Origin of the sequence: Sulfurimonas sp. (genome assembly GCF_016744025.1) — a bacterium.
GTDB lineage: Bacteria > Campylobacterota > Campylobacteria > Campylobacterales > Sulfurimonadaceae > Sulfurimonas.
The window spans coordinates 1-14,840 of sequence record NZ_JADGFC010000057.1 but is presented as its reverse complement, the minus strand read 5'-3'; the positions used below and the strand labels follow the sequence as shown (position 1 = coordinate 14,840).

Sequence of the window (14,840 nt, the reverse complement as noted above, 5' to 3'; positions counted from 1 at the left end):
ATAACTGTGTCTTCTTTTTGGATTGTAGAACATTTCTATATATTCAAATATTTTAGATGCTGCAATTTTTCTGGTATCAAATATCTTTTTTCTGACAAGTATAATGGTTCCCTTTTTCAAGACCAGTAAAACAAGTTTTCTTATTTCACCTCTTTAGACTTAATTAAAAAAACATTGAACCTATGTTATATAAACCAGATAATTGTAACATAGGTTTGCATCTATGTTACAAAAACCGTATAATTCAGACATATAAAAAAAGGTACTAAAACTAAAATGCCCAACTCAAACATATTAATATACCAAAGTGAAGATGGACAAACAAAAATTCAAACTCGTTTAGAGGATGAGACTGTTTGGCTTACTCAAGCTCAACTCGGTGAACTATTTCAAAAGTCAAAATCTACTATTAGTGAACATATAAAAAATATATTTGAAGATGAAGAACTACTAGAAAATCAAGTTGTTCGGAATCTCCAAACAACTGCGAATGATGATAAAAACTACAATACCAATTTTTACAACCTTGACATGATTATATCTGTAGGATATAGAGTTCGATCTGCACAAGGTACTAAATTCCGTCAATGGGCGACCTCAAGACTTAAAGAGTACATAGTAAAAGGTTTTACTATGAATGATGAACTCCTAAAAGAAGCAGGTGGTGGAACTTATTTTGAAGAACTATTAACAAGAATCAGGGATATACGAAGTAGTGAAAAAGTATTTTGGAGAAAAGTTCTTGATGTTTACTCAACTAGTATTGATTATGATTCAAAAGCTGAGACTTCGATACTGTTCTTTCAAAATATCCAAAATAAGATGCACTGGGCTGCACATGGGAATACTGCTGCTGAGATAATTTACAAAAGAGCAGACAGCTCAAAAGAGAATATGGGTCTTTTATCTTTTAAAGGTGAAAAACCACTAAAAAAAGAAATTGAAACAGCAAAAAATTATCTTAATGAAGATGAGTTAAACATATTAAATCGTATGGTTACAGCTTACTTAGAGATTGCAGAAATACAAGCTATGAACCAAGTACCAATGCATATGAAAGATTGGTTAGGGAGAATTGATGATTTTTTAAAAATGACTGGAAAAGATATACTAACTTATGCAGGAACTATCAGTCACAATCAAGCTATGAAAAAAGCGACTGCAGAGTATGAAAAGTATAAAGAACAAACTAAAAATTCTCTTTCAAATGTAGAAAAAGATTTTATTAAAACTATTGACATAACTGCCAAGAAGTTAAAATAAAATACTCACCATAAGGAGTCCAAAATGCTTAGACCTAAGAACAAAGATGAACTACTAGAATTTAGTAATACTAACTTCAATAAAATGTTTGAGTTAATAGAATCATTTGGTGAAAACGAAGTAAAAAATGGCAAGATACCTTTTGAAGATAGAGACAAAAATATAAGAGATATTTTAGCTCATCTTCATCATTGGCACTTAATGGTTTTAAAATGGTATAAGGTGGGTATGAGTGGTGAAAAACCAGATATGCCAGCTTCCGGTTATACTTGGAAAACCGTACCAGAACTAAATCAAGTTATATGGGAAAAGTATCAAACTTTTAGTTATGATGATATAAATAAACTTATTAAAAATTCATTTTTAGAAGTTCAAAAACTAATAAACCAGCATACAAATGATGAGTTGTTCCAAAAGAAAAAGTACAAATGGACAGGAACAACATCTATTGGTTCATACTTAACCTCAGGAACATCTAGTCATTATGATTGGGCTATGAAAAAACTAAAAAAATACAAAAAAGCGATTAAATGAAATCATTAAGCATATTCGGCACAAGTTCAGATGCTGGAAAATCAACTCTTTCCTTTGCCATCACTTACCTACTTGCGTCTCGTGGCATCTCTGTTGCTCCTTTTAAAGCTCAGAATGTTTCTAATAATTCTCAAGTTACAGATGCAGGTGGTGAGATTGCTATTCCTCAGTATTTTGCGGCGGAAGCAATTGGGCTTAAGACTACTCCTGATATGAACCCTATTTTATTAAAGTCAGGTGGCAAGTCAAAAGCACATATGATTATAAATGGTAAGAATGTTGGTAACAAAAACGTTTGGTCTTACTATAGAGATATTGATAAACTAAAACCTCATGTCAAACGTGCATTTAATAATCTTAGCAAAAACTATGAGTGCATAGTAGCTGAGGGAGCAGGTAGTCCAGTTGAGTTAAACTTGATGAGCAAAGACCTCTCTAACATTTATATAGCGGATGAGTTTAACACTAAAATCATCTTAGTTGCAGATATTCAAAGAGGTGGTGTCTTTGCATCTATCTATGGTGTTTACAATCTTCTACCAAAAAAACTTCGTAAAAATGTTATCGGTGTTGTTGTGAACAAATTTCAAGGAGACATGACACTCTTTGATGAGGGCGTGAAAATTATAGAGAAGAAATTTAAGATTCCTGTTCTTGGGGTTGTGCCATATAAGCCTTTTAATCTTGGCTTTGAAGATAGTGCATCTATCATGAACTATGTCCAAGATACTAAAGATGCAAAGGTAAAAGTCGGAGTTATAAAACTTCCTCATATTAGTAACTTCACAGACTTTGAACCTTTAGTAGTTGACAAAGAAGTAGAACTTTCTTTCATCTCAAACGCTGAAGATATGGCAAATTGTGACTTAGTTATTATTCCTGGAAGTAAAAGAGTTGTGGATGATTTACTTTGGTTACGTGAACGTGGGTTCGAGAAAGGTCTTAAGTCTAAAGATACAAAAGTAGTAGCTATCTGTGGTGGTTATGAGATGATGTTTGAAAAGATTTTAGATCCTTTAAAAATAGAGTCAGATGCAGAGTTAACTTTAGGATTTGGACGACTTAAGGGTGAGATAACTTTTCAAAAAGAAAAGATTGTAAAAAAAGGAACATATAGAATCTTCAAACATGTTGTTGATGGATATGAGGTTCATAATGGCATCGCAAACAAAAGAAGTAAGGTAAAGAAAAATCTTTACGCAACTTTCATCCATGGTCTTTTTGATAGTGATGAGATAAGAGAGCTTATCTTTAAAGAGATAAACCAAAACTACAAAGGTTACAATTTTAAAGAGTTCAAATCACAAGCCATAAAAGAGTTTGCATCTCATATAGATGAACATATAAATATGCATAAAATTCTTAACTTGTTAGATAACTAATAATTATAAATTAGTCTTTTTAATATAGTTTATATTAAGATACTGCAAATTTATGGGGGGACATACATTTGATATCCAAAATAATTCCTAAAACAGGTAAGAATCATTATCGTTTTGTTTTGACTATGGTTTTAGTACTACTAAGTCTTGTAGTACTAACTATATCCTTATTGGTTACTGCTTATTTTCAGTTGAGTGAGATTCATAAAGAGTTTGATTCTTCAGCAAAAGATACTCTAGCATATAAACAAAACTTTTTATATTCACAAACTAATAACTTAACAAATTATTTCACTGCCGTAGAGAAAACTTTAGAATTTGAAAGTTTTTTACAAGGTAATAGTCACTCAGAAGAACATGTACAAAGTATTATGATGGCTATGTCATACTCTAATCCAAATATCATGCAGTTTAGGTTTCTTGACAAACTAGGACATGAAAAAATTAGGATTGATAAAAAAAATATCGCTGGCACACCATATAAACTAACAAAAGATAATCTTCAAGACAAGTCTAAAAGATACTATTTTACTGAGACAAAAAACATTGGTGAAGGTAAGGTATGGTTTTCTAAAATTGATCTAAATATGGAACATGGAAAAATTGTTGAACCGATAATTCCAACACTTAGAGTTGCTAAAGCATATTATGTTGATGGTGAGTTTAAAGGTATTCTAATCATAAATATCTTTATGAAAAATATTCTAGATGAAATAATGAAGTCAGAACTCTTCAATATTGCGATTATTGACAAAGACTTTTATTTGCTTTCAAATAATCTTGATAGATACAATGCACAATGGACAAGATACTTAAATAAAGAAAAAGAGAAAAAATATACAATAAACAATAATACTGATAACTTTCTTTTAGAATTAATATTTAAAAAGAAAAACTCTACTCTTAATATATCCGATATTATTAAAAATAATGAGGGTCTTAAAATAGTTATAGAAGAAAAGAGTGAAAAAATCATTGAATATGCTAAAAGTATAATTAACTACATGATGCTAATGGGATTAATAGTTTTTGTAATATCCTTTCCTATTGCCATTCTTCTCTCACGTAATCCATTGAAATTACATGAAGAATTAGAAAAATCTAGAGATAATTTAAAAAAACAACTAGACATTATCGATAGATATGTATATATGTCAATAACTGATTTAGATGGCAATATTACAGATGTAAGTACAGCTTTTGCTAGACTTTCTGGTTACTCAAAAGATGAACTTATAGGAATGAACCATCTCTTTTTAATGCATCCAAATACTCCACCATCTGTGTATGAAGATATGTGGAATAATATACGTTCTGGTAAAGACTGGTCATCTACTCTAAAAAATATTTCTAAAAATGGTAAAAAGTATTGGGTAAAGAAGCATGTATCTCCTATACTAAAAGAGCAAAAAATCTCAGGATTTACCGCTATTAGAGAGGATATTACTGCTCAAAAAGCTATTGAGAAGATAGCTATGAAAGATGAACTTACTGGGGCATATAATCGCCGTTTTTTAAATATAGTATTTACGAAAGAACTAAATCGTGCAAAACGTAAAGATAATCTTTTTTCTATAGCAATGTTTGATATAGACTACTTTAAAAACTTTAACGATACATATGGGCATATAAAAGGTGATGAAGCCTTGCAAGATGTAGTTACTTGCGTTAATGAAGAACTCCAAAGAGGAGGAGATTACCTTTTTAGAGTTGGTGGAGAAGAGTTTATCATTATTTATTCGGAAATGAAGAGTTTTGAAGAAGCTAAAGAGTTTTCATCTAAAATTGTTAAAAAAGTTGAAAATATGCATTTGAGTCATAAAACAAGTGAATGTAGTGATCATCTAACTATATCTTTAGGACTTTTAACTATTACAACTCAATGTACTATGGATGAGAAGAAAATATCACAGCACATTGATGAACTACTTTATAGTGCTAAATATGCTGGACGAAATCAACTTGTTGCTCTAAAGTGTTAATATAAAACTAATGATTAATATTTTTATTGCTCTTTTTGCCTACATTATCGACAGACTCTTTGGAGAGTTTAACTTTATCAAACACCCTATTATAATAATAGGTGATTTTATATCATTTTTCCAAAAAAGATATTACCAGAACAGTGTACTTAGAGGTTTGTTACTTGTTTTGTTTGTTTTAGGTTTGGTTAGTTTTATCTCTATTGGCATCTATCTTTGTCTAAGTACGCTAAATGAGACTCTAAACATAGTTATATCTTCATTTATAGCCTCTATGTTTTTAGCTCATAGAATGCTTTATGACTCAGTAAAAGAAGTTTTAGTTAGTCAAAACAAAAGAGAAGCTATATATATGTTAGTATCACGTGATGTGAAGCAAATGAGTGATAGTGATATCTACAAAGCATCTATAGAAACCTATGCAGAGAACCTAAGCGATGGAGTCATCGCACCACTCTTTTATCTTCTGCTTTTTGGACTTCCAGGCATCATTATATATAAGTCCATAAACACAATGGATTCTATGGTTGGATATAGAAATGAAAAGTATGAGAACTACGGAAAAGTCGCAGCAATACTTGATGACATAGTTAACTATATTCCAGCAAGATTTACTGCTATGTTGATTATGTTTATTTTTCAACAAAAAAATATCTTTTCTTTTTACAAAAATGGTAAAAAACATGACTCACCAAATGCAGGTCATCCTATTACTGCGATGGCTTTAGGATTGAATATCTCTCTTGGTGGAGACACTTTTTACTTTGGAGAGTTAAAAAAGAAACCATACTTTGGAACTGGCAAAAAAGAGATAGAAAAAGAAGATGTTAAAAAGTCTCTCTCCATTAGAAGTAAGATAGATGCAACCTTAAGTATTTTGTTAATTATTCTTGGAATATTTATACAAGCTTTATAAGAATGATGTTAAACAATATTATTAACAACTATAAATATCACCAATTATAACTATAGATAATTTCTTTTACATAAGAGAACGATAGTCACAGTAAATAGAATAATTGTCGCAATATAAGTTAACAAAAATAAAGGAAATCTTAGTAATTCTTCTGCTATAATCTTTCGTTAAACTATTAGTAGGAATTTATCATGCTCAATACAGTCAAGTCTAAAGTAATAACTTCAATCATCGCGCTAAGTGTCATCGGTCTTTTCGGAATAATGTACTATCTATCTAGTACTCTTCAACAATTATCAGAAAAAACTGTTCAAAAGTCGATGACTATGCTGAGTGAGTCAATCTTTCAGACAATGACTGGAAGTATGATGATGGGGGATCCTGCTGTTGTTCAAGATGCATATAAAGAAGCAAGAAAGATAGAAGGAATAGAAAGCCTTGCTATTGCACAATCAAAAGCTGTTATAGAAGTATACTCTCCAGGGCAAGCATTTACTAACGACCCCGTTCTAAGAGAAGTTTTAAATTCCAAAAAAACTAAAGTTATAGAAACTAATGAAAACAATCACCATACTATTCGTCTTATTAAGCCTATGATTGCTGAAGCGAAATGTATGGCATGTCATTATAATGCCAAAGAGGGTCAAGTACTTGGGGCAATGGACTTAGTAATGTCTCTTGACAAAAGCGATGCTTATAATGAAGCTACAGAAGCTACTCTACTTATATTCTTAATCATCGGTACTATCCTTTTCACTATTGGTGCAAGTGTATTTTTTACAAAAGAAATATTCACTCCTCTTTCAAACTTAAAAGAACGTATCTCTTCTTTAGTAGGTGGAGACAAAGACTTAACTAAAAGATTAGAGCATAAACATGACAATGAATTTGGGGATGCTGCAAAAGAAGTAAATAAGTTTATTGAAATGATTCAAGGGACTGTAAATGAAGTAAAATCTTTAGGTCATGAAAATAAAGCTATTGCATCTGAGATTGAGCTATCTAGTCATGTTATCCGTAAAAGCACAGCTCAAGAACGTGAAATAGTTGCTTCAACTACAAAGAAAAGTGTTTCTATCAAAGAACTTCTAATAGAAAATATGCGAGCTTCTGAAGAGACACAGAAAAATGTTAAAGAAGCGCACAATGAGCTTACTACAGCAAAAGCTTCACTTTCTGAACTAAGTAGTGAAGTAAACTCTTTTGTTGAAACTGAAAATGAGTTATCAGGCGAATTAACAGATTTAAAAAATGATGCTGACCAAGTTAAAGAAGTTTTAAATGTTATCAAAGACATTGCAGAACAAACTAACCTTCTTGCTCTTAATGCTGCTATTGAAGCTGCTCGTGCAGGTGAGCATGGACGTGGATTTGCAGTTGTTGCAGATGAAGTAAGAAAACTTGCTGAGAGAACTCAAAAATCTTTAACAGAGATAGATATCAGCGTAAGTACTATTGTTCAGTCTATAAATGGTGTAAGTGATAAGATGCACCAAAATGCTAAAAACATTGAGAGCTTACTAAGCATATCTGATGAAGTGGAAGCAAAAATTAGTACTACTTCAGATACTATAAACAACTCTACAATAGTGGCTGACAAATCAGCAAAAGACACTATTGAGATTTCATCTAATATCGAAGATATCATAGAAGATATCAGTAAGATAGATGTACTTTCAACTGCTAATAATACAAGTATCTTAAGTATTGGTGATGACTTAGAAAAACTAGTATCTGTTGCTCGTTCACTTCAATCTACGATAGACGAATTTAAAAGTTAGAAACAACAAGCTAGAAGGAGAGTTCGAATCTCTCCTTCTCCACCATTGAAGACCTATTTTACGGACTTTCAAACACCTTTTTCAAAAACAAATAATTTCTTGCCTACCCTTACTTATAAATAGATATCGACCTATCAAATTCAACATTAAATTTATCAATGTAACTTACATACACATCATAAACCATCTGAGCATTACTATGACCCAATAACTGTGCTAGTTGTACAGGTGTAATTAAATTTTTATAAAGCATATTAGTTGCATATGTATGTCTACAATTATAAGGTCTTCTATATTCTAAACCTAACTCTTTTAAAGTAGGTCTCCAATATCGCTCTACGAACACAGTAGTATCCCTATAAGACTTTTTATACTGAGTAATGAACAAATACTCATTATCATGTTTTTCATAGAGTTTAATGATGTATGGCATTAGTAGTTCTAGAATTGGAAGCTCCCTTTTACTACCTTCCGTTTTAGGTGTACTTTCCCCAAATCTTGACCTAGTTCTTTGAACTGTAATAGTTTGTTTCTCAAAATTTATATCACTCTTCTTAAGTCCTATTATTTCGCCTGAACGCATACCCGTATAAAAGGCAATAGCAAGATAGAAACGATAATTATCAACCTTTGCAAGATTCATAATATTTTGAACTTCATCAGAGTTAAAAGGTTTTATTTTGGCTTTATCAAAACTAGGTGGTTTTATATGTCTAGTTGGCAATTTATCAATGACTTCATCATAAAGAGCTTCTTTAAAAATACCATTTAAAACGCTGATATAAGTTCTCTTAGATTTACCGCCAACATCTCTAATATCATAGAGCCACTTTTTAACTGTACTCGGTTTAATAGTTGATATATCTAAATCACCAAAAGTAGGATTTAATCTATCCCTAACAATATTAGAATATTTGTCAAAAGTAGAGAACTTTAATTCTTCTTCTTTAAATTCTAAAAATAGTTTTGAGTAGTAGTTAAATTTAGTCATTATTAAACCTCTTTTTTACTGCTCAAGCAATTGGTACCATTAGGCAATAAGTTAGATAATCTAAACATATCTCCCTTAATAACTTTTTTTGCCTCTCTAGTAGGTTTAAGAGATAATAAAATTTTCTCTAAAGCATTTTTGTATTTAAAATAATTTCTACATTCATCAGAACAATAAGTTTTAGGTTTACCAGCAGTATAAGGATTGAAAGTATTTCCACAGATTGGACAATTCATTTTAAAATACCTCTACAGCTTCATAGCTATCTGATGGTTTCATCCGCTCACCCACAATTAAACTTCTGTCAATCATCAAGTTATGTGTTACTGCATAGTGTGCAGGGTTTACACTATTAATATCTATGCTCTCAAAGTATTGTATTAATTGAAAGTCTTTCATTTAATAAGGTTTTTTATCTGTTTTTAGCATGAGGCTATCTATTGAGAGAGGGGCTTTATCTTCTTTAGTACGTTTCTTATTCTTTTTGTGTAGATTGATTAGAGCGTGATTATGAATAATAAACTCTTCATCATCCATTATCATCTGTAAAGGCTTTTTAATCTCTTCTTGTTGATATATAGGCTCAAATTCACCCTCTAAGTAAGTATGGTCTGTGTCAACATACTTTTCATACCAATTAATAGGCTTTGGAACATAGATAGTGCCGAATTCATTTTCAATTAAAGCGATTTTTTTAGTATCTGAATATTTATATACACAGATATCATTTGATTCATATTTCTTTGTTAAATCAATGAGGCTATACATGCCGTTTAGCTTTCTGTAAACCTCTAAAGATACAAATGTACGAGAAGTATAAAAGCGTGATATACCATGATACAAGTACCATAGAGTAAGATTAGTTACTTTGTCCGTATCGTCTCTTAAATCATCAAGAGTTTTTAGTACATATTTCATTAAATAAGATACGGGTTTATTTACATTAGTCTCAATATCTCCAAGAGGTGCGGGATAACATCTTTCAAGTGATTTTACTATTGAGTCAACTTTATCATGTGGCACATATAAACTCATGTGTATGTGTGGTGTACCATCTTTGTGTGGTTCTATAACTCTAAAGAAACATCTATCATCTTTGTTTATTTTTCTGTAGCTTCTTTCATTGAATAAACCAACTGATAATAATCTAGATAGTTCTTTAGAAGCATTACGAGGAGTGTACTTGTCTATCGTTTGACTAAAGTCTAAGTCAGGCTCTATAAAAGGGATATTTTGAATAACATGAGCGTTAATAAAATCATATTTTAATTTAGATGGTTTAGTCGTTACTTTGATGTATTTACGTCCACCAAACTTTTTATTAAAAACCATAGTTTTATCATCCCTAGATTTTTGTTTCATAGGGTGCCATTTAGAGGGTAGAGTAAGAGTGAAAAATATGTTTTTTAGGTTCTTTTCTTTTGCATAATCATGCATACACCATGCACGATGTTGTAACTCTGCAATGTATCTATCTGAATTCATATAACTGTTACTTACAAAGTCAGCAAAAGGAACCATTTTATTATCTAACTGTATTCCATTACTTCTCATAAACTCTTTATTAAACTTTAGTTTTTTAAGAGCTTTGTCCGTTTGATAATTTGATAATCCGTAGTTGTTCATGTTGTCACTCCATTTTTTAATTTTAAATCGTGTACGATAACTTTTTATAGATAGCCAAGGGTCGTCGCGTAGCTCCTCCCGTTCCGACTCCGTCGTTCACTCCTCACTAAGGCGTTCGTCGCTCCCACTGAAGTCTCCACTCTTTATAAAATTACTATTATTAGTTAATATAGAACTACTCTTAACTTCTTTCTTCTTACGTTGAAATAGAGGACTAAGAAAAGTAGTTTTAAAGCTTTTGGGAACTATGTATATATAATCAGTAAGTTTTGCTAATGTTTTTTTTGAGAGTATTTTTTCAAAGGGTTCTAAGGTGTATACCTCTGTTTTTATCTCTGAGTAAAATAATTCAATCTTAAACTTAATGACTAAGGTTTTAAAGTAGTTCAATGATATTTGATTGTTTTTATAGTTTGTATCAGCGTTCCAACAATATTGTCTATTGCATTTAATAGATAAGAGGAAAGTATCTTTGCTTATAGTGCTAATAGGCTTTATTAAATGGTTTTGAGGAGGTCTTTTATCAATTGTATTAGTAAGACTAGCTTCGTTACTCTCAAGCTCAGGAGATATTCTATATTGTAGAAATTTATACAAACCAATCATAGCAACAATAGCGACTAATGAAAGAAAAATAAACTTATATATAATCTTCTTTGGTTTATCTACTTCACCAGACTTATATAAATCATAGATATCTGTAGATGCAGTTAAAGTGTTAGAACCAAACTTACTATCTTTAGAAAAGGGAATCTCAGAATAGTGTATATATCTAAGCTTATTAGATTTTAACTGTTTGCTTTGCGGTTGAGCTACATAGTAAATCTCTGTATGAACTAGATAATCAGCATTTATCTGTCTAGGTCCTTGAGCAATGATTACTATTCTTATTTTAAAGTGACCATGATAAGCTAACCACCAAGATATGACATCATCATACTTTTTCATGTAAAGAGCTGCTTCATCTATTACAATCAAACAATCATTTATATTATGATAATTAGCGTAGGTATTAAGCTCTTCATCACCCTTATCATCTAAAGCCATAGAGTACATTTTTTCTAAATGAATATAAAAATCTTTCCAAACTAATCTATAAGCAGTTGAGGGATTTTCACTATCAACTATTTTAAAATGTTCGTTTATTTCATCAAATGCAAATCCGCCAATATTAGTTAGTATGTTCTTATATTTAGGCTTTGCACCATCTTTTATATATTCTTTATGAATTAGGTCTACAGCTCTGTAACTTTTACCCGTTCTAGGTTTACCAAAGAAAAAATCAATCATCATTGTCCTCCTGAAAATCTTTTATGTCAAAAGCACCTGGTGTTTTTACTTGTATCTTTTTGCCGTTAAAGCCCTCATGCTCTATCTTGTTAAAAAAGTCTTTGTTATATTGTGCTTGTATCTTAGATAAGAGACCTAGTTCTTTTTGAAGTTGTGAAAGCTTTTCACTATTGTTTATAATATAGGGAGTTAAGATGATTACTAAATTATCTTGTTCTTTTGAAGTTGATGTACTGCTAAATAAGAAATCACCAATAAGAGGAATGTCTCCAAGTAGAGGAATTTGTGAGCGAGACTCTAAAGTATAGCTTTTAACTAATCCACCAATTATGATATTTTCGCCATGTCTTAAAATAGTTTGTGTTTTTACTTCTTGCTTAGATGTTACAGGTTGACCAGTTGCATTATTACTTCCATCATCTGTAACATTCTCTAATAGTATTGATACTTCTAAACTTACTTTATCAGACTCAGAAACACAAGGAGTAATTTTTAAAGTTAAACCTACCTCAGTTCTATTGTATGAACTCGTTACAAGAAGAAGAAACAGAGCCACTAATAACAGAAATAGTCTTTCCTACATATATTGAGGACTCTTTATTGTTTAAACAAAGGATAGAGGGATTAGATATTGTTTTACTTGCTCCATTAGTTTGCAGAAATGCTAAAGAAGCACCAAGAGCAAGACCGCCCGTCATAGAAGATGATAAGGCATTTGCTAAAACCCCTTGATATGCAGAACCACCAAAGTTAGAACTAAAAGAGAGTAAGCCACCACTAGATAAAAGAGAAGCACCATCAAACCCATATTTTATGCCTAAGTCCTCAGAGTCTTTTTTATTTATATCTATGATACGAGCTTCAACATATACTTGATACTTTTCTTTGTCTAACTCTTTTATAAGTGGTTCAAGAGCTTTTATAACATGAGATACTCCAACAACTATAATAGAATTAATATCTTCACTCATTGAGATATTAGGCTTAAGGGCTTCATCACTAAACTTTTGATTTTTGATAATCTCACTAAGAGCTTTAAAGACGTCCTCAGCCTTAGAGTTTTTTAGATTAAACACTTTTAATGTTTCATTATTTGAAGAAGCAATATCAAACTTTTTAATAAGATTTTTCATTACTAAGATATTTGATTTTTTAGCAATAACGATAATAGAGTTTAAATCCTCATGAAGTAAGATTTTTACCTTATCAGAGTCTAGGGAAGCATTAAAAAGGAGTTTAGAACTCTCTTGCAAGTAAGTTAGAAGTGCTTTAGCTTTTATATGTTTAATCTCATACATATAAACATCATTATTAAGCTTGATATCTATCTTTTTAATTATCTGTTTAATGACTTTTATATTCTTTGGATAGTCGCTAATAAGTATCATGTTAGAGCTTTTGATAGTTGTAAGAGTGGAAGAGGTTAAACTTTTAAGCTTAGAGGCGATGATATCAACATCATTATTCATTACTTGTATAAGCTCAGAGACTATAAAAGAGTTATTATTTAAACTACCTTTATAATTAGCTTCTATCTTAACAGCATTTGATATCTTGATAACTTCATAGATAGAACCATTTTTTATAAGTGTAAAGTTCTTTGATTTTAAAACAGAAGATAAGATATCTAGTAGTTCATCATCATATATCTCTACATTACTAACTAAGTTAACTTGACCCTCAATAGTATCAGTTACTAAGATATTTTTATTAGTTAACTTTGAAACTATCTTTATAAACTCATTTATTTGTAAATTAGAAAAGTTTACATTTACAAGACTCTTAGCACTTAGGTTAAATACTAAAATTAAAACTATAAATAAATATCTAAACATTTGTCACTCCTATGTTTTAAATTACGACCTTACAAAGGCTAGTACTTGTTTCACTCCAAACCCTGCTAATACGATAGTTAGATACAAAGATATACCATCTAGCACACCAAAATAAGAGGCTAGGGCTAAGAGAGAGTTATTAATAATATAACCGCTTACAAGGCTTTTAAAATAAGATATTGCTAATGCAATAAGAGCAGTAAAAAGAGAAAACATCATCATCTTAGCTACAAAGGGGTGCTTTATAATAAAAGAGATAATAGAAGCTAAGGCAGTTAGACCAGCGAGTAAGAAAGGCATATTAAACAGTCCTTATTATAGTTGCAAAACCAGCTAAGGCACTAAAGAATAAGATTAAAGCTCTAATAGCTTCTATTGGTACATCATTTAGCATTGATGGTTCAAAAAATGTAACAGTACGACCGTAAACAGTTACACTATATGTTTGAAGAGAACTAGCACTTACATTTTCTAAACCAAAAAGATTACTTTCAAAGGTGTTTCCAAAAGTACCCGATACATCGTTTTGAAAATCGCCGAATTGAGACGAACCATCATCACTTAAATCTAAACCACTAAAAGGATTATCTCCAACTAAACCATTGTTTAAATTATCATTTAAGTTAGTTAAATTATTATTTACATTACTTAATTTTGAGTTAATTTTATTTAACTCAGTATTGTTTTTTAATGCAATAGAGTTCAAACTTTTCCCATAACTATTTGATGTTTTTAAAGCTGTATTTATATCAATTAAATTTTTATTCATAAGAGTTTGTTTCGATAGTGATTTATTTAATGTGTCATTTGAAGTATCTAAATTTGATTTTATATCTTTAGAAGAAGCAAGTAAATTATTATTAGTTTCATTGATTTTTTCTAAACTTTTGTCAATTAAATCTGCTTTATCTTTTAAATCTGATAAATGTTTATTAGTTGTATTTGAAGCAGATAAAAGAGCTTGATTATCAGAAGAAGTAGTATTTAAATCAACATTATTATTCATAGTTGTATCATTATTTTCTGAATTTGAATTATTTGGTAAATCTTCTATAGGTTTTAAAAAACAATAAGCTACATTAGGACAAGTTAATGAGCTTGGAACATCATAAATAGCTTTTGTATAAGTAATACCATCAACCTGGAATGTCCCCTATAAACTAGACAATTACTAAACCAGTAAAAACCTACATTTTTGAAGACTTTAAATTATACCTTCTTTCAAACTCATTTGGTGAAA

16 protein-coding genes and 2 pseudogenes are annotated in these 14,840 nt (G+C 30.5%); 6 read left to right on the top strand and 12 right to left on the bottom strand.

Annotated features, from left to right (window positions below; translation table 11 throughout):
• Nucleotides 1-123 (bottom strand): annotated as a pseudogene (locus QZZ48_RS09190) (IS3 family transposase); the annotation flags it as partial.
• A 153-nt stretch (nucleotides 124-276) separates the two neighbouring features.
• On the opposite strand from QZZ48_RS09190, the gene QZZ48_RS09185 reads away from it, so the two are divergent.
• From QZZ48_RS09185 to QZZ48_RS09160, 6 genes are all read left to right on the top strand, one after another.
• Nucleotides 277-1,263, top strand: coding sequence for a virulence RhuM family protein (locus QZZ48_RS09185; protein WP_294964696.1), 987 nt, complete (start codon nucleotides 277-279; stop codon nucleotides 1,261-1,263).
• Nucleotides 1,264-1,287: 24 nt separating this feature from the next.
• Nucleotides 1,288-1,797 (top strand): ClbS/DfsB family four-helix bundle protein, encoded by a 510-nt coding sequence (locus QZZ48_RS09180; protein WP_294964694.1) that lies wholly within the window; start codon nucleotides 1,288-1,290, stop codon nucleotides 1,795-1,797.
• Nucleotides 1,794-3,179, top strand: a complete 1,386-nt coding sequence (locus tag QZZ48_RS09175; protein WP_294964691.1) for a cobyric acid synthase — start codon at nucleotides 1,794-1,796, stop codon at nucleotides 3,177-3,179. The genes QZZ48_RS09180 and QZZ48_RS09175 overlap by 4 nt, the downstream gene beginning before the upstream one ends.
• 68 nt (nucleotides 3,180-3,247) lie before the next feature.
• Entirely contained in the window at nucleotides 3,248-5,161 is a 1,914-nt protein-coding gene (locus QZZ48_RS09170; protein ID WP_294964689.1) for a diguanylate cyclase, read from the top strand.
• Between the two features lie 10 nt (nucleotides 5,162-5,171).
• Nucleotides 5,172-6,077, top strand: a complete 906-nt coding sequence (cbiB, locus tag QZZ48_RS09165; protein WP_294964685.1) for an adenosylcobinamide-phosphate synthase CbiB — start codon at nucleotides 5,172-5,174, stop codon at nucleotides 6,075-6,077.
• Nucleotides 6,078-6,268: 191 nt separating this feature from the next.
• Complete coding sequence (locus QZZ48_RS09160; RefSeq protein WP_294964682.1) at nucleotides 6,269-7,858, top strand: methyl-accepting chemotaxis protein; 1,590 nt, start codon at nucleotides 6,269-6,271, stop codon at nucleotides 7,856-7,858.
• A 109-nt stretch (nucleotides 7,859-7,967) separates the two neighbouring features.
• Here QZZ48_RS09160 and QZZ48_RS09155 read toward each other — a convergent pair whose 3' ends face one another.
• The 11 genes and pseudogenes from QZZ48_RS09155 to QZZ48_RS09115 form a co-directional block, all read right to left on the bottom strand.
• A complete protein-coding gene (locus QZZ48_RS09155; protein WP_366755923.1) occupies nucleotides 7,968-8,582 on the bottom strand; it encodes a site-specific integrase in 615 nt (204 codons plus the stop codon).
• Between the two features lie 44 nt (nucleotides 8,583-8,626).
• Nucleotides 8,627-8,722, bottom strand: coding sequence for a tetracycline resistance efflux system leader peptide (locus QZZ48_RS15815; protein WP_366755922.1), 96 nt, complete (start codon nucleotides 8,720-8,722; stop codon nucleotides 8,627-8,629).
• Nucleotides 8,694-8,849, bottom strand: a pseudogene (locus QZZ48_RS15810) (site-specific integrase); the annotation flags it as partial. The gene QZZ48_RS15815 and the pseudogene QZZ48_RS15810, both read right to left, overlap by 29 nt.
• 2 nt (nucleotides 8,850-8,851) lie before the next feature.
• Nucleotides 8,852-9,085 (bottom strand): hypothetical protein, encoded by a 234-nt coding sequence (locus QZZ48_RS09150; RefSeq protein ID WP_294964678.1) that lies wholly within the window; start codon nucleotides 9,083-9,085, stop codon nucleotides 8,852-8,854.
• A 1-nt stretch (nucleotide 9,086) separates the two neighbouring features.
• Nucleotides 9,087-9,248: a hypothetical protein gene (locus tag QZZ48_RS09145; protein ID WP_294964675.1), complete on the bottom strand. Its 162-nt coding sequence runs from the start codon at nucleotides 9,246-9,248 to the stop codon at nucleotides 9,087-9,089.
• Nucleotides 9,249-10,475, bottom strand: coding sequence for a hypothetical protein (locus QZZ48_RS09140; RefSeq protein ID WP_294964673.1), 1,227 nt, complete (start codon nucleotides 10,473-10,475; stop codon nucleotides 9,249-9,251).
• Between the two features lie 96 nt (nucleotides 10,476-10,571).
• Complete coding sequence (locus QZZ48_RS09135) at nucleotides 10,572-11,768, bottom strand: zonular occludens toxin domain-containing protein (protein ID WP_294964670.1); 1,197 nt, start codon at nucleotides 11,766-11,768, stop codon at nucleotides 10,572-10,574.
• Nucleotides 11,758-12,321, bottom strand: a complete 564-nt coding sequence (locus QZZ48_RS09130) for a type II secretion system protein GspD (RefSeq protein ID WP_294964668.1) — start codon at nucleotides 12,319-12,321, stop codon at nucleotides 11,758-11,760. Before QZZ48_RS09130 ends, QZZ48_RS09135 begins: the two co-directional genes overlap by 11 nt.
• Nucleotides 12,281-13,600 (bottom strand): secretin N-terminal domain-containing protein, encoded by a 1,320-nt coding sequence (locus QZZ48_RS09125; RefSeq protein ID WP_294964665.1) that lies wholly within the window; start codon nucleotides 13,598-13,600, stop codon nucleotides 12,281-12,283. Before QZZ48_RS09125 ends, QZZ48_RS09130 begins: the two co-directional genes overlap by 41 nt.
• Nucleotides 13,601-13,621: 21 nt before the next feature.
• Nucleotides 13,622-13,900 carry a hypothetical protein gene (locus QZZ48_RS09120; protein ID WP_294964662.1) on the bottom strand — a complete coding sequence of 93 codons (279 nt, stop codon included), beginning with the start codon at nucleotides 13,898-13,900 and terminating at the stop codon, nucleotides 13,622-13,624.
• Nucleotide 13,901: 1 nt separating this feature from the next.
• A complete protein-coding gene (locus QZZ48_RS09115; protein WP_294964660.1) occupies nucleotides 13,902-14,606 on the bottom strand; it encodes a hypothetical protein in 705 nt (234 codons plus the stop codon).
• Between the last annotated feature and the right edge of the window lie 234 nt (nucleotides 14,607-14,840).

Coding starts and splice junctions, on each gene's coding strand:
- QZZ48_RS09175 (WP_294964691.1), top strand. CDS start 1,794: ATGAAATCATTAAGCATATTCGGCACAAGTTCAGATGCTGGAAAATCA.
- QZZ48_RS09125 (WP_294964665.1), bottom strand. CDS start 13,600: ATGTTTAGATATTTATTTATAGTTTTAATTTTAGTATTTAACCTAAGT.
- QZZ48_RS09145 (WP_294964675.1), bottom strand. CDS start 9,248: ATGAAAGACTTTCAATTAATACAATACTTTGAGAGCATAGATATTAAT.
- QZZ48_RS09160 (WP_294964682.1), top strand. CDS start 6,269: ATGCTCAATACAGTCAAGTCTAAAGTAATAACTTCAATCATCGCGCTA.
- QZZ48_RS09140 (WP_294964673.1), bottom strand. CDS start 10,475: ATGAACAACTACGGATTATCAAATTATCAAACGGACAAAGCTCTTAAA.
- QZZ48_RS09185 (WP_294964696.1), top strand. CDS start 277: ATGCCCAACTCAAACATATTAATATACCAAAGTGAAGATGGACAAACA.
- QZZ48_RS09120 (WP_294964662.1), bottom strand. CDS start 13,900: ATGCCTTTCTTACTCGCTGGTCTAACTGCCTTAGCTTCTATTATCTCT.
- QZZ48_RS09150 (WP_294964678.1), bottom strand. CDS start 9,085: ATGAATTGTCCAATCTGTGGAAATACTTTCAATCCTTATACTGCTGGT.
- QZZ48_RS09115 (WP_294964660.1), bottom strand. CDS start 14,606: ATGAATAATAATGTTGATTTAAATACTACTTCTTCTGATAATCAAGCT.
- QZZ48_RS09135 (WP_294964670.1), bottom strand. CDS start 11,768: ATGATGATTGATTTTTTCTTTGGTAAACCTAGAACGGGTAAAAGTTAC.
- cbiB (WP_294964685.1), top strand. CDS start 5,172: ATGATTAATATTTTTATTGCTCTTTTTGCCTACATTATCGACAGACTC.
- QZZ48_RS09180 (WP_294964694.1), top strand. CDS start 1,288: ATGCTTAGACCTAAGAACAAAGATGAACTACTAGAATTTAGTAATACT.